Source organism: Maribacter algae (assembly GCF_047345745.1).
Classification (GTDB): domain Bacteria; phylum Bacteroidota; class Bacteroidia; order Flavobacteriales; family Flavobacteriaceae; genus Maribacter.
Genome location: NZ_JBLFES010000005.1, coordinates 315,905 through 338,978 on the forward strand (window position 1 = coordinate 315,905; position 23,074 = coordinate 338,978).

The 23,074-nt window shown below is 38.9% G+C and carries 22 protein-coding genes; 10 read left to right on the forward strand and 12 right to left on the reverse strand.

Annotated elements, in window-relative coordinates:
* Window positions 1-115: 115 nt before the first annotated feature.
* Window positions 116-643, forward strand: a complete 528-nt coding sequence (locus ACKWBX_RS17945) for a hypothetical protein (RefSeq protein ID WP_413970100.1) — start codon at window positions 116-118, stop codon at window positions 641-643.
* A 174-nt stretch (window positions 644-817) separates the two neighbouring features.
* Here ACKWBX_RS17945 and ACKWBX_RS17950 read toward each other — a convergent pair whose 3' ends face one another.
* The 7 genes from ACKWBX_RS17950 to metK form a co-directional block, all read right to left on the reverse strand.
* Window positions 818-1,402, reverse strand: a complete 585-nt coding sequence (locus ACKWBX_RS17950; protein ID WP_413970101.1) for an ASCH domain-containing protein — start codon at window positions 1,400-1,402, stop codon at window positions 818-820.
* A gap of 12 nt (window positions 1,403-1,414) precedes the next feature.
* Complete coding sequence (locus ACKWBX_RS17955) at window positions 1,415-1,888, reverse strand: cbb3-type cytochrome c oxidase subunit I (protein WP_413970102.1); 474 nt, start codon at window positions 1,886-1,888, stop codon at window positions 1,415-1,417.
* 36 nt (window positions 1,889-1,924) lie between these two features.
* Window positions 1,925-2,704, reverse strand: coding sequence for a DUF6090 family protein (locus tag ACKWBX_RS17960; RefSeq protein ID WP_413970103.1), 780 nt, complete (start codon window positions 2,702-2,704; stop codon window positions 1,925-1,927).
* A 193-nt stretch (window positions 2,705-2,897) separates the two neighbouring features.
* Window positions 2,898-3,302, reverse strand: coding sequence for a hypothetical protein (locus ACKWBX_RS17965; protein ID WP_413970104.1), 405 nt, complete (start codon window positions 3,300-3,302; stop codon window positions 2,898-2,900).
* A gap of 222 nt (window positions 3,303-3,524) precedes the next feature.
* The gene (locus ACKWBX_RS17970) at window positions 3,525-4,067 is read right to left on the reverse strand and encodes a DUF6843 domain-containing protein (RefSeq protein WP_413970105.1); all 543 of its coding nucleotides are present in this window, start codon (window positions 4,065-4,067) and stop codon (window positions 3,525-3,527) included.
* Window positions 4,068-4,149: 82 nt separating this feature from the next.
* Window positions 4,150-6,093 carry a CocE/NonD family hydrolase gene (locus ACKWBX_RS17975; RefSeq protein ID WP_413970106.1) on the reverse strand — a complete coding sequence of 648 codons (1,944 nt, stop codon included), beginning with the start codon at window positions 6,091-6,093 and terminating at the stop codon, window positions 4,150-4,152.
* A 305-nt stretch (window positions 6,094-6,398) separates the two neighbouring features.
* On the reverse strand, window positions 6,399-7,655 hold the full coding sequence (metK, locus tag ACKWBX_RS17980; protein WP_413970107.1) for a methionine adenosyltransferase: 1,257 nt from the start codon (window positions 7,653-7,655) through the stop codon (window positions 6,399-6,401).
* A gap of 283 nt (window positions 7,656-7,938) precedes the next feature.
* On the opposite strand from metK, the gene ACKWBX_RS17985 reads away from it, so the two are divergent.
* Window positions 7,939-8,553, forward strand: coding sequence for a deoxynucleoside kinase (locus tag ACKWBX_RS17985; protein ID WP_413970108.1), 615 nt, complete (start codon window positions 7,939-7,941; stop codon window positions 8,551-8,553).
* Here ACKWBX_RS17985 and ACKWBX_RS17990 read toward each other — a convergent pair.
* The gene (locus ACKWBX_RS17990; RefSeq protein WP_413970109.1) at window positions 8,550-9,551 is read right to left on the reverse strand and encodes an App1 family protein; all 1,002 of its coding nucleotides are present in this window, start codon (window positions 9,549-9,551) and stop codon (window positions 8,550-8,552) included. The two genes, ACKWBX_RS17985 and ACKWBX_RS17990, sit on opposite strands and share 4 nt — an antisense overlap.
* Before the next feature lie 206 nt (window positions 9,552-9,757).
* On the opposite strand from ACKWBX_RS17990, the gene ACKWBX_RS17995 reads away from it, so the two are divergent.
* Together ACKWBX_RS17995 and ACKWBX_RS18000 are read left to right on the forward strand one after the other, a co-directional pair.
* A complete protein-coding gene (locus ACKWBX_RS17995) occupies window positions 9,758-10,465 on the forward strand; it encodes an energy transducer TonB (RefSeq protein ID WP_413970110.1) in 708 nt (235 codons plus the stop codon).
* Window positions 10,466-10,539: 74 nt separating this feature from the next.
* Window positions 10,540-10,731: a hypothetical protein gene (locus tag ACKWBX_RS18000; RefSeq protein WP_413970111.1), complete on the forward strand. Its 192-nt coding sequence runs from the start codon at window positions 10,540-10,542 to the stop codon at window positions 10,729-10,731.
* A 75-nt stretch (window positions 10,732-10,806) separates the two neighbouring features.
* Here ACKWBX_RS18000 and ACKWBX_RS18005 read toward each other — a convergent pair whose 3' ends face one another.
* The 4 genes from ACKWBX_RS18005 to ACKWBX_RS18020 form a co-directional block, all read right to left on the reverse strand.
* The gene (locus ACKWBX_RS18005) at window positions 10,807-13,194 is read right to left on the reverse strand and encodes a sodium-translocating pyrophosphatase (protein WP_413970112.1); all 2,388 of its coding nucleotides are present in this window, start codon (window positions 13,192-13,194) and stop codon (window positions 10,807-10,809) included.
* 112 nt (window positions 13,195-13,306) lie between these two features.
* On the reverse strand, window positions 13,307-13,834 hold the full coding sequence (locus tag ACKWBX_RS18010) for an inorganic diphosphatase (protein WP_413970113.1): 528 nt from the start codon (window positions 13,832-13,834) through the stop codon (window positions 13,307-13,309).
* A gap of 147 nt (window positions 13,835-13,981) precedes the next feature.
* On the reverse strand, window positions 13,982-16,483 hold the full coding sequence (locus tag ACKWBX_RS18015; protein ID WP_413970114.1) for a DUF5686 and carboxypeptidase-like regulatory domain-containing protein: 2,502 nt from the start codon (window positions 16,481-16,483) through the stop codon (window positions 13,982-13,984).
* A 106-nt stretch (window positions 16,484-16,589) separates the two neighbouring features.
* Complete coding sequence (locus ACKWBX_RS18020; RefSeq protein ID WP_413970115.1) at window positions 16,590-17,567, reverse strand: pyruvate dehydrogenase complex E1 component subunit beta; 978 nt, start codon at window positions 17,565-17,567, stop codon at window positions 16,590-16,592.
* A gap of 174 nt (window positions 17,568-17,741) precedes the next feature.
* Between ACKWBX_RS18020 and ACKWBX_RS18025 the strand changes: the two genes are divergently transcribed.
* From ACKWBX_RS18025 to ACKWBX_RS18050, 6 genes are all read left to right on the forward strand, one after another.
* On the forward strand, window positions 17,742-18,482 hold the full coding sequence (locus ACKWBX_RS18025; RefSeq protein ID WP_413970116.1) for an electron transfer flavoprotein subunit beta/FixA family protein: 741 nt from the start codon (window positions 17,742-17,744) through the stop codon (window positions 18,480-18,482).
* A gap of 73 nt (window positions 18,483-18,555) precedes the next feature.
* Window positions 18,556-19,524, forward strand: coding sequence for an electron transfer flavoprotein subunit alpha/FixB family protein (locus tag ACKWBX_RS18030; protein ID WP_413970117.1), 969 nt, complete (start codon window positions 18,556-18,558; stop codon window positions 19,522-19,524).
* Between the two features lie 86 nt (window positions 19,525-19,610).
* Window positions 19,611-20,240 (forward strand): bifunctional nuclease family protein, encoded by a 630-nt coding sequence (locus ACKWBX_RS18035; protein WP_413970118.1) that lies wholly within the window; start codon window positions 19,611-19,613, stop codon window positions 20,238-20,240.
* A gap of 18 nt (window positions 20,241-20,258) precedes the next feature.
* Window positions 20,259-21,719: a NupC/NupG family nucleoside CNT transporter gene (locus ACKWBX_RS18040; RefSeq protein ID WP_413970119.1), complete on the forward strand. Its 1,461-nt coding sequence runs from the start codon at window positions 20,259-20,261 to the stop codon at window positions 21,717-21,719.
* 52 nt (window positions 21,720-21,771) lie between these two features.
* Window positions 21,772-22,131 (forward strand): four helix bundle protein, encoded by a 360-nt coding sequence (locus ACKWBX_RS18045; RefSeq protein ID WP_413970120.1) that lies wholly within the window; start codon window positions 21,772-21,774, stop codon window positions 22,129-22,131.
* A 40-nt stretch (window positions 22,132-22,171) separates the two neighbouring features.
* Window positions 22,172-23,026: a thymidylate synthase gene (locus tag ACKWBX_RS18050; protein ID WP_413970121.1), complete on the forward strand. Its 855-nt coding sequence runs from the start codon at window positions 22,172-22,174 to the stop codon at window positions 23,024-23,026.
* Window positions 23,027-23,074: the final 48 nt, after the last annotated feature.

The following is a 23,074-nucleotide window of genomic DNA, read 5'->3' on the forward strand; positions in this document are numbered from 1 at the left end:
TTTTAGATTTCTCGTACACGTTTCATTGGGTTCGAAATGACTTTCGTCCTCTATGTCATTTCAAGATAAAACTATCGGAGACGGGCGGTCGAGGGATTTTTTGAATTCGGTAAAAATGAAATATAGCAAATACAAAATTTACGAAGATAAAATAGCATTTGATTTTTACGAATTCCATTTCAGCTCGTTACGAAAAAACAAAGTTCTAACGCTTAATAGGATCAAAGAAGTAGATTTTAACACCTTTCCTTATACTATGAAAATAGATAACGGTGAAATCATCTTTTTTAATCATGGCGATACCGAAGAAATTAAAAATTTCGCAGAACGAAATCACATAAAACAGTCCAATAAAATTGATGTCTGGAGTCTACTCTGTAATGAATTTTTGGATACTGAAATTGAAAAGGAAGAAGCTGAAAAGCAAAAAGCAACACTTTTACATTTAGGGTTTACCGAATCTGAGCTCACGGCCATTCGAAAAAAAATTAAGTGGTCCCTTTTTGGCACATGGGAATGGACCTATTTAGGCCATTGGGATGTATTGGCCATGAAACAAAATAGAAATCCGTTTTACAGATTCAATGGAGCAAATTTCTATTGGTGGACGATGGAAATTGCTTTAAAAGGGAAAGTCGTTTAGGTCTGAAAAAATCATGATTGTATTGGAAATTTCAAAGAATCATACTTTTTTTCAAGTATCAAGACTTCTAACACACATTTCATTGGGTTCAAAATGACTTTTGTTCTCTAGTATTCTTTCGAAGTAAAACGTTGAAGACGTGGCACTGGCGATTGAGAAACCTCATAACATCATCTACTTTATTGGCCAAATGGTTTCAAAGCTTTCGCAAACTACCAACATTTCTTCCGTTGGCTTTTCACCACTCTCCTCCAAAGCCTTGGAAAAAAAATCCCAATGCGCTTTTTTCCATTTTTTGAGCGGCTCTATTTCTGTACCCATATCCATCTTCGCATATTCTTCGGAAATTTGATGAAACGGGATGGTATCAACCTTTCTAATTTCAATTATTGCTCGGGCTTTTTCATTAAAATCCGTTATAATATGTTTTGTACCGATTTTTGGTAAATCTGCATTGGCCTCTTTATACCAAACATACAAACCAGAACTGGCTTGCTTTTTTCTGTTTACCGTCAAGTCAGCCAACCGATTGGCATCTTGCTCATTGTTATGAAAGAACCATGATTCAGGCATTTTCTCATTTTTAAATCCAGGATTTGATTCAGTGAAGTCATTCCACATGGCATAAACACTTTTGTCAATTGTGTTTTCATCAGGTTCCACGACTTCAAGGTCTTGGGTTTCTTTTTTAACTTCTCTACAGCTTGTTAAGAAGAGTAGTAGCGAAAACATGAAAATCAATAACTTTCTACGGTTCATATTCTTTGGTTTTTATCTTGTTCTAAACATTCCAATAATCAGATTTATGAGGTAAATAAATTGAGCGATAATCATTAAGCTAATTGTAGATATCATTATTAGATTTTTTCTTTCAAGTTCGTCAAAAAGGGGAAATGCAGATTGGTCCTTAAAAGTGAATGAAAAATATGGAGTCATGAACAACACTATTAATCCCCCAATAGTCAATAAAATATGGGTCCAATTCAACCACATGGAAAGTCTTTTATTCATTTTATGCATAATCCAATACCCCAAACCAATTAATCCGAAAAATATTGAAATCAATACAGCAAGGTGTAAATACCCAATTATGAAATAAGTATCATGAATATTTATATCCAATGTGGCATCTCTGCTCAAAATTCCTACTAGCATGGTTACAGCTGCGGCAATAAAAAAAATCAAATATGGACTTTTACTAAATTTGCTCATTGACTTTAAAGAAACTGGACTAAGGCTTTTCATAGGAGCCACTGTTGTGCTTTCGTTATTTTATATTATTCAATCTTTCTGATTCTGGCATTTTTCTTCAAGTAAACTTTTTGTTGACAATATTTCATTTTCAAGCAATTTCAAAAGTTGTTTGTTTCGAGAGTTGATTGCTAAATAAAATATTGCATCATTTGTCATTCTTAATCTAGCTTCGTTTGTAAACTTAACCTTTGATTTTAGTAACTTAAGGCTGACTTTTGACGTGTCAATTTCATTGAAATCTTCTAAGAATTGTATCCAACCTGAGCTTAGTAAATCCTCACTTTCAAAAAAACGTTTCTCTGTTATCGCTTTTCCATTACTTTCTATAATAGAGTTTGTATTCCCTAGTGATTCATAATAGGATGTCAATTTATTTTTAACTGAAAAATCTTTTATTATATTTAAGTTTCCACTTGACTTAATATCCTCAAACGCATCTGTTGTGGCACTTACATTTCTAATAGAATATTTTATTGATTTTATAATGTATGGTGAAATACTATCTAATGGCATTTTATTGTCAAGTAACTTTTGAATTAAGGTATTATTAGTGTTAATTTTTTCGTTCAGTAAGTCAATAGAATTGTTGTAGTTAATATAATCCTGTTCGACATCTTCCAATAATCTACAATAATATTGTTGTTCTAATTTTTGGTTTTTCTTCTTCTGATTCCAAGTATTAATTTGAAGTGCGATAAGGATTCCTATGACAACAAGAACAATTTCTCCGACAGCATATTTAAAATACTTTCCAGTTTTTCCTTCTGAAAGCAAGTTTAGTCTAATTTTTCTAAAGAATTTTATCATTGGTTAGTGATTGGTTATAATGAAGCACAACGGTTCGTGTATGGATTCGTTGCGGACTTTTCCAATGGAAAATGTCCGCCTGAGACTAAAGATAATTGATTGCAGGAATTTCCAAGTGGAAATTCCGACCGCAATTAATTATACACCGTGTTGTGCAACGTATTTTATTTTTTCCTTACTTCTCGCAGTATTATTAATCCAATGCGTTTTGGTCAACTCCGTAATATTCAACTCCAAATCGGTCGCTCTTTTCCAAGTATTTTTTTACTAAATCGTTTTCATCTTCTACATAAGTATTTACACCTAAAAAGGAAACATTGTCCTCATATTTATGTACCATAATTACCTTAGGTTGTCCAACCATAGGAATAAATGGAGAATTCTTTTCATGGCCAATGGTTGGGTTATCCTTTTCTAAATCGTAAATGTATGTTACGTCCACTTTTCTGTTTTGATAGGCAAATTCCTTTTCGACTTTTATTATAAGTCCTTGCACTTCAACAAAGTTCTCTTCATTATAATCTTCAAAATTCTTTGTCGATTGTTCTTTACAACCGTGGAATAATATTATAAGTGAAATAATCAGAAACTTTCTCATGGCAATATGTTGCACAACGGTTGAGCTATGAACAGTACGGGAGCAAACTAGCGTTTGCTTTCCGCCACGCACATAGCAAAATCTTTTTGTTTTGATTTATTTTTTCCTATACAGAGCAAAATCCAAAAGATTTTGCGGACTTCATAAAAATACACAAACCTTGCGATTAAGCCCGAAACCCGTATTGTTTATAGGTTTTGTTGTACACAGTATTTTTGCGTTTTACTTACAATCCGTAATCTTTTTTTGAATCAGATTATCGAAATCCATAGACTTTCTACCTTTGAAATTATTCAAACTGTCATAAGTAGAAACTGAAAAAGACTGGAATGAAACACTTTCAGTATACCCTGTTCCAATCATATTCCCTAAACCTCCCCAGCCAAATATTCCTAGAGTATCGCGTGGTGGTTCATTCGGATTTTTTGTATTAGTGTATTCTTCGTTGTAGTCACGAACATCCATTTTTGTCAATTCGGTTCGATTTCCATTATTATCAACTAGGAAGTATTTATGGTCAATAAGTCCAGATGGTGTTTTAAATTTTGTCAATAAAATTCCATCATCAGGAATTCGATAAACTCTTCTATCATTTTCAAATTCGGTTTCCATTCCGCATTTTTGGTCATAAATAATGTTCACCCGACCTCTAAAATCTGACGGAATTAAATAAGTTTCTGGTTCGGTTTTCATTACACAATTTGAAAAAATCAGAATGCTTAAAATTCCAATAACTTTTAAGTGAAGAAAAAGTGCTTTTTTCATATTGTGTACAACTTGTTTATATAAATATATAATACATCTTTATACGCCCATTTTGGTATAAAACCGTTGAAAAACGTTGTTTTTACTCCAACACCGAAAACTCAATACTAGAATCCGTAAACACTGTATGAGTCCGGGTTTTAAAATCTTCTTCATCCGCCTTAAAAATATTCTCCACATAGGTCTGCGGATTTAAATCAATAAGGGGAAACCAAGTGCTTTGCACCTGTACCTGTAGTTTATGCCCTTTTTTGATGGTATGGAAAACATCCTGTAGTTTAATGTTTACTTCGGTCTTTTGATTAGGGACAAAGGGTTCCGGATTGGTAAAACTATTTCTGAATCGCCCACGCATCACCTCGCTACGTACCATTAAATGGTAGTTGCTCATCTTTAAATGGTCCTGCATTTCTTCGTTGGTTTCTGCAACTGCTGGGTGTACATCAATTATTTTTACGATCCAATCCGCGGCATCACCCGTGGTGGCTACTTTTAGTTTTGCCATGATATCTCCCGCTAGGGTAAAATCCTCATCCATTACTTCGGTCTCAAACACCAAAACATCGGAACGGCGCGCGGCAAAACGCTGGTCGTCCGTCATATATTTTCTGGGGGTAAAAACAGATTTTACATCCTCGGAATACGGGACCGGTTTTTTAATATCGCTAATAAATTGGATTCCTTCGGTATTTTTCAATTCAGAAGTCAGTTCCTGATTTTCGGACAAGAACATTTCCTGTTTCCCTACTTCTTTTGGCGGCCAAGCATCGTATTGTTTCCATTCTTTTCTACCAGAATCAAACACATAAGCTTCTGGCAAACCGCTATTTTTATCGCCTTCGCCCTTTAAAAAATGATGAAAGAATTTTGTTTCGATGTTCTCCTGAAAAAACTCCGAGATTCCATCGCCAAAATAGTAGTTCCCCACTACGGTTCTCCCATCTCTTCTTGCCCATCTCCCATGGTCCCAAGGACCGAAAACCAAAGTATTATAATTGTCCTTGTTATATTTTTCTATATTCTTGTAGGTCTCCAATGGGCCATATAAATCCTCGGCATCAAACCAACCACCAACGACCATAGTGGCCACATGACTTTTTACATCTTTCAAATGCTGAACCAACCCTCTACTTTGCCATAATTCATCATAGTTGGGGTGTTCCTTCAATTCGTTCCAAAAGAAATCATCCGTCATTTCATCGGGAGCAATAGAAACCTGGTCCTTTAAGTCGTATTCAAAGAAAGAATTCAGATTTTTCAAAGGTCCTTTGTCCAAGAAAAATTGGTATTGGTCTTCTGTACCTAAATCCGGCAATTGATACCAAGCGGTGTCTATGGGCTGATTTCCATTGGGCCGTGGCGTTCCAAAAAGGGATGTTGCCCTAAAATAACTCAATAAATAGGCTCCGTTGTGATGAAAATCGTCAAAAAAGAAATCTCCGATACTCGCCTGTGGAGACGCCGCTTTCAAGGCCGGATGCGCATCTACCGTGGCGTAAGTGGAATAATATCCGGGATATGAAATTCCCCAAATACCGACCCTACCGTTATTATTTTCCACGTTGTTCACCAACCACTCAATCGTATCATAGGTATCCGAACTTTCATCCACATCTGCATCCGTTTCCTTGTTAGGGATATAGGCACGCATATTCTCATAATGCCCCTCGCTCAACCAACGCCCGCGGACATCTTGGTACACTACAATATAGCCTTCCTGCATCATATGGATATTTGGGCCTATCTGGGTTTTAAATTCACCCTCTCCGTAAGGTCTTGAACTGTATGGCGTACGTTGCATGATAATGGGATATTCTTTGGAAGTGTCTTTTGGAGCATAAATGGTGGTATGCAATGTGATACCATCCCGCATTTTAATATCCACTTCTTTTTTGGTATAGTGGTCTATCACATAAGTCTCTGAAATTTTGGATTCCGAGGTGGTTTTGTTGGTTTTTGAACAGGACAGCACTATAGCAAATAGCGCAATGAAAAGAATAAGATATTTAGCTTTGGATTTTTTCATGGAATTTATTTTAAATATTAAAACTACTAAAGATTAAGAGGATTTGCTAATAAACATCTCGACTCCGCTCAATGTGACCGTTACCGCAATTAGAAAGCTCCTCCCTTTAGCAAAGGGAGGTGGCAATGAGCAAAGCAAAATTCACGAAGGGATTGAAAAGTAAAGATAAAAGGTACACTTAAAATATCTCCCCTTTCTTCCTGACCTCGTCAGGAATCTATTCCTACTCTCATTTTTTAGGTTTGGAAAATAGAATTTAGTTGATAACCATTTCGACTCCGCTCAATTTGACCGCTACTGTAATTTTAAAGCCCAAAAACGGTTTTTACTTCAGAAACCTTATCCAATTTTTCCCAAGTAAACAATTCCACTTCCATTTCAACGCGACCGTTATAGGGGCTTTCAAATATTTTGGTCACTGTTTTTGGTTCTTTTCCCATATGGCCATATGCCGCGGTTTCCAGGTAGATGGGATTACGCAATTTTAAGCGCTCCTCTATGGCAAACGGACGCATATCGAACAATTGTGCTACTTTTTCCGCTATTTGACCATCGGATAAATCCACGTTCGAAGTACCATAAGTATCCACAAAAATAGAAGTCGGTTCTACTACTCCAATCGCATAACTCACCTGGACCAGAATTTCTTTCGCTACACCTGCGGCCACTAAATTTTTGGCGGCATGTCTTGCTGCATAGGCTGCACTACGGTCTACTTTACTGGGGTCTTTTCCACTGAAAGCACCACCACCGTGCGCTCCTTTTCCACCATAGGTATCCACTATGATTTTACGACCCGTTAATCCTGTATCCCCGTGAGGACCACCTATCACAAACTTTCCGGTTGGATTAATATGATATTTGATTTGCTGATTGAACAGTTCCTGAATTGCTTCCGGTAATTGTGATTTTACCCTTGGAATGAGAATTGAAACAATGTCCGATTTAATTTTGGCCAACATTTTTTCATCATCGGCATCAAAAGCATCGTGCTGCGTGGAAACAACGATTGTATCGATTCTAATGGGTTGGTTATCGTCCGAATATTCTATGGTAACTTGAGCTTTGGCATCGGGTCGTAAATAGGTTATTTCTTTTTCTTCTCGGCGTAAATCGGCCAAAACCTGTAAAATTCGGTGTGAAATATCCAGGGCTAACGGCATGTAATTTTCCGTTTCTTTGGTGGCATAACCGAACATCATCCCCTGATCTCCCGCGCCTTGTTCTTCTTTTGTGCCCCTGTCCACTCCTTGATTGATGTCTTGGGATTGTTCATGAATCAATGAAATGACCCCACAAGAGTCGCCACTAAACTGATACTCTCCTTTGGTGTACCCAATCTTATTGATGACACCTCTGGCAATGTTCTGAACATCCAAATAGGTGTGGCTTTTCACCTCTCCCGCAAGTACCACTTGTCCCGTGGTTACCAACGTTTCACAGGCCACTTTGCTCTGTGGGTCAAAAGCTAAAAAATTATCCAAAAGTGCATCACTGATTTGGTCGGAAACTTTATCCGGGTGTCCTTCACTAACAGATTCAGAAGTAAATAAATAAGCCATTCTATTATAAAATTGTCGAGAAGATTTGACGGAAAGGCTCAAAGAAGTTCGCACCACTTTTTAGCATTTTTTACCGAGGTTGCAATCAGTCAAATCCTTCCTCATTATTGAATGCCAAAAATATGAAAATTGTTCCTTTTAAAAATTAAACACTTCCTTTTTTATCTTAAAATAGACCTAAAATATTATCTGCATTTCATCTACATTTTTTTCTCAAACCCATTAGACTTTGTATCTTGTGCGGTACTCTTCTATGAAGACACTAACCAAAAAATAAAGTGAAATGCATATTGCGGTAGCAGGAAACATTGGGGCCGGAAAGACCACACTCACCAAACTACTTTCTAAACATTACCAATGGGAGGCACACTTTGAAGATGTGGTGGACAACCCTTATCTAGATGACTTTTACACACAGATGGAACGCTGGAGTTTTAACCTTCAAATTTATTTTTTGAACAGTCGCTATAGACAAATTCTTCAGATCAGGGAAAGCGGCAAAAACATCATTCAAGACCGGACCATTTACGAGGATGCCCATATCTTCGCGCCTAACCTGCATGCAATGGGGTTGATGACCAATCGCGATTTCGAAAATTACTCGAGTTTGTTCGAATTGATGGAAAGTCTTGTACAGCCACCAGATTTACTGATTTACCTACGCAGTTCTATTCCCAATCTAGTAAAACAAATACATAAACGCGGTAGGGAATATGAGAACACTATTTCTATTGATTATTTAAGCAGACTAAACGAACGTTACGAAGCTTGGGTACATGGTTACGAAAAAGGAAATCTACTCGTCATCAACGTTGATGAACTGGATTTTGTGGACAAACCCGAAGACTTGGGAAGCGTTATCAATAAGATTGATGCCGAAATTCACGGCTTGTTCTAAATAAAACCATGCTGTTTGGCATGTGCAATGGCATCCGCTGTCTTTTTAACCAATAGAAAAGGAATTTGCGTATATTCTTGAAATAAATCTTCAATACGCTGTACTCTTTTTAGATCACTGACACTCCTTAAGTATATCGCTTTTATCTGACCGGGAAATTTTTTTGCTATAGTGATGTAAATATCCCCATCTTTTTCACCACTATCCCCGATCAATATGAACGGTAATGCTGGGTAGGTTTTTAGTATATTAATGATTTCATGCTGCTTTTGCGGTGCCGGACCTATTCTATTCCTAGACCTGAAACTTGCCATGCTCCGCAATAAAATAGGTCCTTTTGGGAAATTATTGGTCTTCAAAAAAAGCTCTAAATATCGGTACAAATTCCAAGGGCTATGGCTTACATAAAAAATTGGGTTCACAGCGGCACCAGTTTTACCGCGATGCAACTGATGGTAAAAATCGGCCGTGCCTTCCAAGGCATTTCGTTTTGTGGCCCTTTTGAAAGCCGTATTCAACAGCACCTTCCATTTGAGGGAAGATACCACGCCCGTGTGCAGAATGGTGTCGTCTATATCACTAATGACACCATATTCCGAAGTTTTACTTGGAATAAGCATCTCTCCGGGAAATTTGTTTTGATGTATTATTTCTCGTTTCAAATGGGTATCGGCATAAGAAATTTCAAAGGTTAACCAACCTTCACTATTGATCAATTCTTCTAGGTTTTCTTGTGGTTCATCCACTGTAAAATAACCGTCTTTGTCGGTTTCGGCACGAAAAGTCTTTTTGTTCGATAAATGAATGTTGATCGGTGTATGTTTTATTTCATCCGTCTCAAAACGTTTCCATGTATTTAGCAATAGATTAAAAATTCCTTTTTGCTGTAAATCTATTTCCTCATCCTCCAATGCACGTCCGCGTACATATAACTTTGAAGGCGTACCATAACTTTGAAACCCTATAATCTGTAGTTTATCTTTTTTGAATACTGTCATAAAACAAAAGTATCATGTTTTAAGGTATTCCGTTATTCCAATTCATCCGTATCCAAACTCATTTGATATAAATCCTATTCCCTCATTTAAAAGCCGTGTTCCCTCATTGTTCCTATTTTAAGCCATTTGTTGGCAGTAGATTTAGGTGACGATTAATTCATGTTTAACCCATTTCGCTTAAATGCGAACATAAAAACTTTAAAAAAATGGAACCAAAAAAGAATCCCAAAAAAGACCTCAACAAAAAAAGCGGTCTGTATTTCGTAATTGGACTGCTGTCCGTAATGGCACTTTCCTATATAGCACTGGAATGGAAGACCTATGATAATGCTTATAAACCAGATATTGGTATGAATGATGTTGATGAGTTACTTGACGAAGAAGCTCCGGTTTTTCAATTGGAAACGCTACCGCCGCCTCCACCTGCGCCGGTAATACCGACTGAAATTGAGGTCGTTGAAGATGATGACCCTATAATTGAAACAATAATTGACGCTGTTGATACGGACCAAGACAAAGAAGTATTAGAAGCAGACGATTTCGAAATAATTGAAGTACCTGTAGATGTAACTGTTCCTTTTTCAGTTATTGAGGATGTACCCGTATTTCCCGGTTGCGAAAATACAAAGGATAAGAGAAGTTGTTTTAACAAAATGATGCAAAAACACATTCGTAAAGTTTTTAAATACCCCACTATTGCCCAAGAAATGGGCGTACAAGGAAAAGTATACACAACTTTTACGATAGAAAAAGACGGTACCATCGGAGATATAAAATTTAGGGGACCGGACAAAAATTTAGAACAGGAAGCCGTTAGAATTATTTCAAAACTCCCTAAAATGACCCCAGGAAAACAACGTGGAAATGCCGTGAAAGTACCTTTTAGTATTCCAATTACCTTTAAGCTACAATAAGAAATGGCATAAACTTTGATTTACGTAAGCCATCCCAAGCTTTGGGATGGTTACTTTTTTATAAAAATTAGGATATGCAGCCCAAAAAGTATCGTGATAAAGACCTAAACCCCAAAACTGGGTTGTACTTTGTTATTGCCCTGCTACTTTTATTGGCAATTGTTTTTATTGCATTGGAATGGAAAACGATACATGACACCAATGGTTATGAAGTGGAGAATGCCCCCGAGAAAGAATCCATCATATTAGAGACCAAAGCAACTTGATTCCTCAAAAAGTGAAATACGAAAAAGGGCTTTGAAATTATTCAAAGCCCTTTTTTTAATTATTGAAAACAGAAGTTACTTTTGAATCTTCTTCTCTATTTCGACTTCTGTAAGTTTGCCTTTACTATTGTTTGTAACGTTTTCCAAAGAAGCCAACTGGGCCTCTACTTCGGCTTTTGTTCCCGTATATACTTTTTCTTCGGAAACTTCCTCTCCATTTACGATCGTACTATAATGGACAATAGCTTCTGCCGTGCCATCGTTTTCCACATTCATGGTAATCGTTTTGGAAACTTCTTCCGTTACGTTCGCCATCCCAGTGTCACCGTTTAAAGCAATACTTGGTGCAATGACCAATGCCACAACCGACATTAACTTTAATAGGATGTTCAAAGAAGGCCCAGAAGTATCCTTGAACGGGTCACCAACAGTGTCACCCACTACCGCGGCCTTATGAGCGTCCGAACCTTTACGTCCATCGGACTCTATCATTTTCTTCGCATTATCCCAAGCACCTCCAGCATTGGATTGGAATATAGCCATTAAAACACCACAGGTGGTAACACCGGCCAAGAGACCTCCTAACATTTCTGCACCACCCAAGAAACCAACGGCAACTGGAACCGCTATGGCCAAAAGACCCGGCAATACCATTTCCTTTATAGAAGCCTGTGTAGAAATCGCGACACATTTATCATATTCGGCAACACCGTCAGCAGCATCAAAGATTTCTCGTTGCGCGGGTGTAGCTTTTGACATATCGGAATCTACGGCTCTCATCACCTCTAACGCCGCTTTTAATTGTGGTATGTCCCTAAACTGACGACGAACTTCTTCAATCATGGCCATTGCGGCACGACCTACCGCATTCATAGAAAGTGCGGAGAATACAAAAGGTAGCATTCCTCCTACCAACAAACCTGCCATTACCGTAGGCTTGGAAACATCAATTGCCGTTACGTTTGCCGTCTGCATAAAAGCAGCAAATAATGCCAATGCCGTTAAGGCAGCAGAAGCGATTGCAAAACCTTTACCAATTGCAGCCGTTGTATTACCCACAGCATCCAATTTATCGGTACGCTCACGAACTTCCGGCTCCAACTCCGCCATTTCAGCGATACCACCTGCATTATCGGATATAGGACCATAAGCGTCAACCGCTAATTGAATACCCGTATTGGCCAACATCCCAACCGCGGCGATTGCAATACCATATAGCCCTGCAAAATGATGTGAAACCAAAATAGCGGCAGCAATCAATAAAATAGGAATCATTGTGGACATCATACCGACACCCAAACCAGCAATGATGTTTGTGGCAGCGCCCGTTTCTGATTGACGCACTATCGAATTCACCGGCTTAGTACCCGTACCTGTATAGTACTCTGTAACTTTACCTACGGCAAGACCTGCTACCAAACCGGCAAGTACCGCCCAGAAAACACCCATTGCACCGTACTCAGCACCTCCGAAAGTCCAAGTTTCAGGCAACATATTTGTGATAATAAAGAAAGATGCTACCAACATTAAACCAGCCGAACCAAATTCACCAATATTCAATGCCGTTTGAGGGTTGCCACCATCTTTTACCTTTACGAAGAAAGTACCGATTATAGACATAATGATACCTACTGCGGCCAATACCAATGGTAGATATACTGCACCAAGACCATCAAAAGAGGAGGCAAAAGCGGGAATCTGCGTAAAGGCAGCACCCAAAACCATTGTACCGATAATGGAACCTACATAAGATTCAAAAAGATCAGCTCCCATCCCGGCAACATCACCAACATTATCACCAACATTATCTGCAATAGTAGCAGGATTTAATGGGTGATCTTCTGGAATACCAGCCTCAACCTTTCCTACTAAATCCGCTCCAACATCGGCCGCCTTGGTATAGATACCTCCACCAACACGGGCAAATAATGCTATAGATGAAGCTCCTAAAGAGAAACCGGAAAGAACATTCAATACTTCACCGAGTGCCCAACCTTGACCACTATATATCATAAACAAACCACTAAGACCTAAAACACCAAGACCTACAACACCAAGACCCATTACAGCTCCTCCTGCAAAAGCGACCTCCAAAGCTTTTCCCAGAGACTGCCTAGCAGCATTCGTTGTTCTTACGTTTGCCTTGGTAGCCACTTTCATTCCAATAAATCCAGCAAGTGCAGAACAAATTGCCCCTACAATGAAGGACACGGCAACCATTCCATTTGAACCTTCCTCACTATTTCCCTTGAAGAAAAGAAGAACGGCCACGGCAACAACAAAAATCGATAAGATTTTGTATTCCGCTTTTAAAAAAGACATTGCGCCATCTGCAATATTTTTAGCAATACGCGCCATTTTGGCGTCACCGACTTCCTGTTTGCCTACCCAAGCATTTTTGATCGCTACGAACAAGAGTGCCAAGACCCCAAATGCAGGTAAAAACTGTACAATTAATTCCATTTTGTTGATTCTTTATTAGTTTTTTTAACGGCTGCTAAAGTAGTAAAATTGAGGTGAATAAAAAAAGCCACTTTATTTTGCAAAAAGTGGCTTTTACATCAGTGTTTTTTAGCTATATCATAAAAGTGCGTTTATCCTTATGATCACTTTCAGCATAACGTTTTACACATTCATGGTATATTTTAACGGCCTCGTCCGCATTTCCCCAACCGCCTACATCAACCTTCTTCTTTTCCAGATCCTTGTACACTTGAAAGAAATGCTCGATTTCTTTTTTTCGGTGCGGGTTGATGTCCGATAGATCATTTTTTTGATTCCAAATAGGGTCGGAAACTGGTACACAGATAATTTTCTCGTCCGGTCCTTTTTCATCGGTCATATGAAAGACCCCGATCGGTTTCACTTCCATGACTACCATAGGATATGTGGGTTCCGTAGTCATTACCAAAACATCAAGGGGGTCCATATCCAAAGCTAATGTCTCGGGAACAAAACCATAGTCTCCGGGATACATCATAGAAGAGAACAGCGTACGATCAAAACGAATCTTGTTCAATGTAAAATCATATTCGTATTTATTTCTACTCCCCTTTGGGATTTCTATGAGGACATCAAAAGTGACTATTTGTTTATCTGACATGTGTAGTTTTTTAAGACTTTAAAATTTATGTAGGTGAACGCAAAAACTAGGTGAAAATTACTAATAAAGCGTAAAGATTTTCGGATTCAAAAGAATACACAAAGTTAATGAGATTAGCGCTTCCGAAGGAATGAAAATAAATTCATTTTAAAAATTAAACCCAAAAGTTCCCGTTACGCCAAAGGGCCTGGCATTAGGGCTGTCCAAATAGTTGCCCCGGAAGTTAAAATCGATTCTAAATACTTTAAAGATATTTCCCACACCAACTGAATATTCGTAATAAATAGTTTCCGAAGGTGCCCGTAAGGGAGTGTTCACCGTAGCTGGAGCGCTTAACGCGATATTCTCGTCCGAAAGGTCTCCCCACACTCCCCTAAGACCAATAATCTCCCTTAAATTGAGCTTTCGCAACCACGGAATTCTGGAAAATAACCTTCCGTTAAAATTATGCTCCAAATGAACCGAAGCATAGGTATCCGTCACAAATTCGTAAAAATCTAGATTGGGGAAGGTTCCATAATTGGTAAAGAACGTTTGGTTCCCTGGAACAACGCTCAAGAGGCCCAAAGGTACTTCTCCAAATGTTTTTCCCAGTTCCACGGTACTTAAAAGCCGACCAAAACCTCCGAGTTGCCAAGGTTGGCTATAAGAAAACTGTAATTTGTTGTAGTTAAAATCACTATCAAGCGGTCCCTCAACACCTCTTGTATAATTTAGAATTAGGGTGCTATACGTATCGTTAACATCCCTACGCTCCACTCCATAGCCTATTGTTCTCTTTCCCGGAGTATAGATCAGTATGGCATTGACATCAAACTGTCTTATTTCCGAAGATATCCCGTTTGGGGATTCAGCATCAATATAATCAAGGCTAAAATCATTGGGCAATGCAGAGCTTAAGGTTCTAAAAGTACTTCCCAATCCCACCCGTAGGTTGTTTATAGGTTCTATCTCAAAATTAAGGGCACTTAAATTTATATTGGTCAACCTATTATTTGCTCCCACTGTGAGCAGTGCCGATGAGGCGATACTTCTACCTAAAACATCATTTGTTGCCGTGAGACTGACCCCTAGTTGCTCTATATCCCTGCGGTTTCCGCCCGAAACGATCAGTCTGCTCCTTTTGTCCAGAAGAAACTTTCCAGAGAGGCCATATTTAAACTTGTTGTCCTTAAAACCATAAGCCCCATACCCTTCTACACGCCAAGGATCATTTTGACCAAAGTAGGTTCGCGCCCCTATTCTCAATCTAGGGCCCTCCGCATCATTAAAACCAAAAACATCGTACACGGAACCAATATCCAGGTTCCATTTATCGATTTCTACATATCCGGAACCTAAGATACTTACCAGATTATAATAGGATTTAAACTTGGGGACGGTCTTTAAGGTATCCAACAACTTATAAATACCTGCTTCATCCTTGTTCAAGGATTCCAGTCTGTTCTTTTCCCAAAATGCATCGCCCTTTACTATTAAAGCTGGGTCCAAAGGATTTTTTTCCTTCCTATAAAATTCTTTCGGTTTTGGGATATCAAAGTCGTAGTTATCATAAACCGTGGTTCTTTTACCATATACGCCCCTGGATTTTTCTTTTTTCTGAAAACTGAAATCACTGAGCATGTAATCTCTCTTCAAAAGAAAAACAGAATCGTTCATCACATCAAAATCCTGTTCAATATAAATTTCTTTTACCCAGTTGATATTCGCACTTTTTGTGACTTCCAAGTTTATGTTTTTTATGGCCCAAGTGGAATCGTTCACCCAAAAATCGCCTTTAAAGGTCAATTCATTTTTTCTTCTGGGATAGTACACAATATTATAACACCACTTATTATCTATGAAAGCACTGTCCCGTAAGGCGTAATTATAGGTGTCTATCCCTGTTCTGGAAAGGGGACTCGTAAAACTTTTATCAAAGAACTTTAAATAATTGTCATAGATATCATAATTCTGATACAGATCTTGAACAAAAGCAATAATGGCCTGATTGTTATCAAATCCCGAATTTTTATTTCCCAAGACCTGTTCTTTTTCTTCATTCAGAATATTATCACCGGATACCTTGGAAAAGGTTTCGTTCAAAAAAATGGGCAAATATGTTTTTCCGGTAATGCGCGATGTATCCAAATCTTGAAAAATAAATTCCAAGCCCTTGAATATTTTACGTTTCATCAATACGCTATCAATAGTATTCAAATCAAATTCTACTTTTTCATATTTATCAAAAGCATATTGTTTGAACTTTCTAATACCGTTTTCCCGTTTTTTGGACCATATCTTTCGGAGGATATCAATAGCCGGATTGTTCTTTTTGGATTGCTTCCCGGAAATCAGGACTACTTCGTTCAACTGTTCGGTAGCTTCTTCCATTTTGATGTTCATTTCATACGTAACCCGGGAAACAAGCTCAATTTCTTGGTTTTCGTAGCCAATGAACGATATGACCAAGGTATCATAGGTATTTTCCGATTCCAAATAAAATCGGCCATTATCATTGGTAATAGTACCCTCCGTAGAACTTTTGAAAAAAACGTTGGCAAATGCTACCGGTTCCCCGGTCCCATCTATTACAATACCACTGACTTTTGTCTGTGCGTTCAAAAAGCAAACCAAGAAAAACAAAAAGGTAAAAAGTAATCGTCTCATGAATGATGATGTGTTCTCAGGAAGCTATATAACAAATAGCATACCAATAAAAAAGCTTCCTCCACCTTGGTCGAAGAAGCTAAGATACTTTTACAATAGTTCTCTCCTATTTATATAACACTTTTTTAACGGCTTTGATGACATCCTCATGGTTTGGCAACCACTCCGCTAGAAGTACCGGAGAGTAAGGTGCCGGAGTATCGGCAGTGTTTATTTTTACAATAGGCGCATCCAAATAGTCAAAGGCATGGGCCTGGACATGATAGGTGATTTCCGTGGCCACATTACCAAACGGCCAAGCTTCTTCCAGCACGACCAATCTGTTGGTTTTTTTAACCGATTTCAAAACGGCCTCATAATCTAAAGGTTTTACGGTACGTAAATCAATGATTTCGCAGCTAATTCCATCTTTTTCCAATTCTTCCGCAGCTTTATCGGCCTCTTTAATAATTTTTCCAAAAGAAACTATGGTAACATCTTTTCCTTCTCTTCGGATATCCGCCACACCGATGGGAATCGTGTATTCGCCCTCTGGTACTTCTCCTTTATCCCCGTACATCTGCTCGGATTCCATAAAAATAACCGGGTCATCATCACGAATGGCCGATTTTAATAAACCCTTTGCATCCGCTGGATTGGATGGTACAATTACTTTTAGACCGGGACAGTTGGCATACCAACTTTCAAAAGCTTGTGAATGCGTTGCCGCCAGCTGACCTGCCGAAGCGGTAGGTCCTCTAAATACAATGGGGCATGGAAATTGTCCACCGGACATTTGCCTGATTTTTGCTGCGTTATTGATAATCTGATCTATCCCGACCAATGCAAAATTAAAGGTCATAAACTCTATGATGGGCCTATTTCCCGTCATGGTAGAGCCCACACCGATACCGGCAAAACCAAGCTCGGATATTGGCGTATCTATGACACGTTTTTCACCAAACTCGTCCAACATTCCTTTAGAAGCTTTGTACGCACCATTATATTCCGCTACTTCCTCGCCCATTAAGTAGATGGACTCATCCCTGCGCATTTCTTCTGACATGGCCTCTGCTATGGCCTCCCTAAATTGTATCGTTTTCATCTGAATGGATAAATTAGCTGATTAGCTCTCTTTGAAAGCAAGCAAAAATAGGAAATTATATATCAATTTAGCCCGTCAAAGAATCAAAAAAAAGTTATAAATTTATTATGCATGCATAATAAATAATAAAGAAATAGTTATCTTTACGCACAGCATTTTTAAAGAAATTAATAAATGAAAATATTGGTTTGTATAAGTAATGTCCCGGACACTACTTCTAAAATAAATTTCACGGATGACAATACTAAATTTGATACCAACGGGGTACAGTTTGTCATTAATCCAAACGATGAATTTGGTTTGACCAGAGCCATGTGGTTCAAAGAAAAACAAGGTGCCGAAGTACATATTGCAACCGTTGGCGGTCCTTCCGTAGAACCTACCATGAGAAAAGCCTTGGCTATTGGTGCCGATGAAGCTATTCGTGTTAATGCAGAGCCGACCGATGGTTTTTTTGTTGCCTCCCAATTGGCCGAAGTAATAAAAAACGGAGGATATGATTTAGTTATCGGCGGTCGTGAATCCATTGATTATAATGGCGGTATGGTTCCCGGAATCATCGCTTCCTTATTGGACATGAACTTTGTAAACACCTGTATTAGTTTAGAGGTCGATGGTACAAATGTTACCGCCGTTCGTGAGATAGACGGAGGTAAGGAGACACTTAGCACATCACTTCCCTTGGTTGTTGGTGGGCAAAAGGGCTTGGTGGAAGAAAGCGATTTACGTATTCCGAATATGCGGGGCATCATGATGGCTCGGAAAAAAACATTAAATGTTGTAGAGCCTATCGAAGCACCAAAAACTACGGAAGACATTAGTTTTGACAAACCTGCTGCCAAAGGAGCCGTGAAACTATCCGACAATGTAGATGATTTATTGAACCTATTGCACAACGAAGCTAAAGTTATTTAAAACCGAAATCGAAAAGTCAGATGCCCAAACTTTGAGTTGGGATTTGTGATTTAAAATTTCTAATCAAAAAAATATGTCAGTTCTAGTATATACAGAATCCGATAACGGAAAATTCAAGAAAAACGCTTTTGAAGTAGCTTCCTATGCTGCGGAAGTGGCCCAACAAATGGGAACGGAAGTAACGGCAATAGCCGTGAACGCTACCGATAATGAATCACTTGGAAAATATGGCGTTTCTAAAGTATTGAATGTTCAGAACGATGCTTTAAAAGTATTCAATGCCAAAGCTTATGCCAATATGATTGCACAGGCCGTTGAAAAAGAAAGCGCAACAGTAATCATAGTAAGTTCCAGTGCGGACACCAAATTTATGGCACCTTTATTGGCCGCTTCCTTAAAAGCTGGTTACGTCCCCAATGTAGTTGCCGCCCCGGAAAGCACAAGTCCGTTCACCGTAAAAAGGACAGCCTTCAGTAATAAAGGTTTTGCGCATACCCAGGTAAATGCGGATATAAAAGTAATCGGTGTTTCCAACAATGCTTTCGGGACTGTTGAAAATAATAAGGATGTTACGGTTGAAGATTTTAATGCAAGTTTAGCGGATTCCGCATTCAGCACTAAATCGACCGAAATTGATAAAGTAGTAGGAAAAGCTACTATTGCAGATGCCGATATTGTTGTTTCCGCAGGTCGTGGTCTTAAAGGACCTGAAAACTGGGGAATGATAGAAGAATTGGCCGATGTTCTTGGAGCGGCTACCGCTTGTTCAAAACCGGTATCCGACCTAGGTTGGAGACCGCATGGTGAGCACGTTGGGCAGACCGGAAAACCTGTTGCCAGCAATTTATACATTGCCATCGGTATTTCTGGAGCCATTCAACATTTGGCAGGTGTGAGTGCGTCCAAGACCAAAGTGGTCATTAATACGGATCCGGAAGCTCCTTTCTTTAAAGCGGCCGACTACGGCATTGTAGGTGATGCTTTTGAAGTTGTCCCGGAATTGATTGAAAAATTAAAGGATTTTAAAGCCCAAAACAGCTAATTTTTGTTATTTTGTGCCCGAAAGGGCTGTTCAAATTATTAGGGTCCTAATCGTTTGAACGGCCTTTTTTATTTTACACGACCTACATGAGCTTAGTACGACTAAAAATAAAGGGGATTTCTTATAGCCAAACACAGAATGGTGCCTATGCCCTTATTTTAAATGAAGTGGATGGGGAACGAAAGCTGCCAATCGTTATCGGTGCTTTTGAAGCACAATCGATCGCCATTGCCTTGGAGAAGGAAATAAAACCACCAAGACCTTTGACACATGACCTTTTCAAAAATTTTTCGGATAGGTTTGATATTGTCATCAAGCAGGTCATCATCCACAAATTGGTAGATGGTGTATTCTACTCCAGTATTATCTGCGAACGCGATGGCATAGAAGAGATTATCGATGCCCGCACCAGCGACGCCATAGCGCTGGCCCTTCGTTTTTCAGCTCCTATTTTCACTTACAAAACCATATTGGACAAGGCCGGTATTTTCTTGAAATTCTCTTCCAAGGATAAAGACAAAAAAGAGACCGAAGGCAGCATTATGGTAGATGAAATTCTCCAAGAGGGAGAAACGGTAGCTATCGAGTCCGGAGCTACTGACGGCTACACGGAACTCACTATAGATGAATTAGAGGCCGAACTCAAAAAAGCCGTTACCAATGAGGACTACGAAAAAGCGGCTAAACTTAGGGATGAGATATCCAAAAGAAATTGATGGAGCAATCTCTTCTATATGTATAAAAAAATAGGGTTTTTACTAATTTTTTCGCTTTATACTTTTGCCGTATTCTCTCAAGATTCGGAAATCCCGGAAACGATAAACAACACTGTAGACACTATTACCTTCAATGATATAGTGCCGGTAGAGCAATCGGAAATACTTCCCAATGAAGGTTTTTCCATAAATAGTCTGGGGCGTGGCGCGCTTGGAATGCTCGTCTTGCTAGTCATTGCTTTTTTATTCAGTTCCAACAGACGGGCCATTAATTGGAAAACGGTCGGGATTGGCTTGGCACTGCAGTTGCTCATAGCTGTTGGCGTTCTAAAAGTTCTTTTTGTACAAATTGTATTTGAATGGATCGGGGAACGCTTCATAGATATTTTAGAATTTACGAGAGCGGGAAGCAAATTTTTGTTTGAAGGGCTTGTTGTAGATATGGACACTTTCGGCTATATTTTTGCATTTCAGGTATTGCCCACCATTATTTTCTTTTCGGCCCTGACCTCTGTTCTTTTTTATTTGGGCATTATCCAAAAAGTAGTAAAAGCATTGGCATGGCTATTAACCAAATCTTTGGGGATTTCGGGTGCGGAAAGTTTATCCATTGCGGGAAATATCTTTTTGGGGCAGACCGAAGCTCCATTGCTTATAAAGGCCTATTTGGAAAAAATGAACAAATCTGAAATTCTTTTGGTCATGATCGGAGGAATGGCCACCGTTGCGGGGGCAGTGCTCGCAGCCTACATTGGTTTTTTAGGGGGAGACGATCCTGCGTTACAGCTTATTTTTGCTAAACATTTGTTGGCTGCATCCGTTATGGCGGCTCCTGGTGCTATCGTCATTTCTAAAATATTATATCCGCAGACCGAAACGATTAATACGGATGTAAAAGTTTCTCAAGATAGGATAGGCTCCAATATTTTGGATGCCATCGCCAATGGGACTACAGAAGGATTGAAATTAGCCGTAAATGTAGGGGCCATGCTTTTAGTGTTCGTTGCTTTCATAGCCATGATCAATGGTATTTTGGGCGGTATTGGCGAATGGACTTCCTTAAATTCTTGGATTGCGGAACATACCGCCTATGAGAAATTTTCTTTGGAAGCCATTTTGGGAACAGTATTCGCTCCTTTAATGTGGCTTATTGGTGTAGCAAAAGAAGATGTCATGCTCATGGGGCAGTTATTGGGAATTAAACTGGCGGCAAGTGAATTCATAGGTTATATACAATTGGCCGAATTAAAGGATTTAACCACTCTCCCACATCTTAAGTTTAATAAATCTGTAATCATGGCGACCTATATGCTCTGCGGATTTGCCAATTTTGCTTCTATTGGTATTCAAATAGGGGGTATTGGTTCTTTAGCTCCTGGACAACGTAAAACACTTTCCGAATTTGGAATGAAGGCCGTTCTCGGTGGATCATTGGCCTCTTTGCTCTCCGCAACGATTGCAGGAATGATTTTGGGGTAAATACAGGTAAAAGGCAAAAGTTTTTTGGGAAAAAGGTAAACTTCTGAATCAAATGAGAAATTTTCGAGAACTTGAAGTCTGGAAGGATGCCAGAAAGTTAGTCAAAGAAGTTTATATATTAAGTAAATTGCTTCCTGAATCCGAAAAGTTTGGGCTTATCTCACAAATCAATAGATGTGTAGTTTCCATTCCAGCAAATATCGCAGAGGGTTCTGCTAAATATTCTCAAAAAGATTTTGTCCGTTTTCTACAAATAAGTTTAGGTTCTGCTTATGAACTTGAATCGCATCTGATACTCTGTGGCGATTTGGAATTTGTGAGTAATGAAAAAATATCCGAAATAATTAGAAAAACACAAGTTTTGCAAAAACGAATAGCATCGTTAATAAAATATAATAACTCAAAGCATTAGACTTTTAATCTTTTACCCATTACCTTTTACCTTTGGGGCAATGAAACAATACCACGATTTATTAAAGCATGTTTTAGCGGAAGGAAACCAAAAAGGGGACCGTACCGGGACGGGTACCAAAAGCGTATTCGGTTACCAGATGCGATTTGATTTATCCGAAGGATTCCCCATGGTTACCACTAAAAAATTGCATTTGAAATCCATCGTATATGAATTGTTATGGTTTTTAAAGGGTGATACGAACATTAATTACCTTAAAGAAAACGGAGTCCGTATTTGGAACGAGTGGGCCGATGAAAACGGCAACTTAGGACCTGTTTACGGACATCAATGGCGAAATTGGAACAATGATGAGATTGATCAGATAAAAGAAGTAATCCAATCTTTAAAAAATAATCCGAACAGTAGACGTATGCTGGTCTCTGCTTGGAATCCCAGTGTTTTGCCGGATACCTCAAAATCCTTCTCTGAGAATGTAGCTAATGGTAAGGCTGCGCTCCCCCCATGCCATGCTTTTTTTCAGTTTTATGTAAGCCCCCCGGCCCCAGAAGGGGGTGAGGGTGCCAAACCTAGATTATCCCTACAACTTTATCAAAGAAGTGCGGATATTTTTTTAGGTGTGCCGTTCAACATTGCATCCTATGCTTTGTTCACCATGATGATGGCACAGGTTTGCGGTTACGAGGCAGGTGATTTTATTCACACTTTTGGCGACGCGCACATTTATGACAACCATATGGAACAGGTGGAATTGCAGTTAAGCAGGGAACCAAGACCTTTACCAAAAATGGTCATTAATCCTGAGGTCAAGGATATTTTTGATTTTAAGTTTGAAGATTTCACACTGGTCGATTATAATCCCCATCCACACATAAAAGGCATGGTAGCGGTATAATAGCAATCTATTAACCTTTTGTTGCAATAGTACACTCAGTATTTTCTT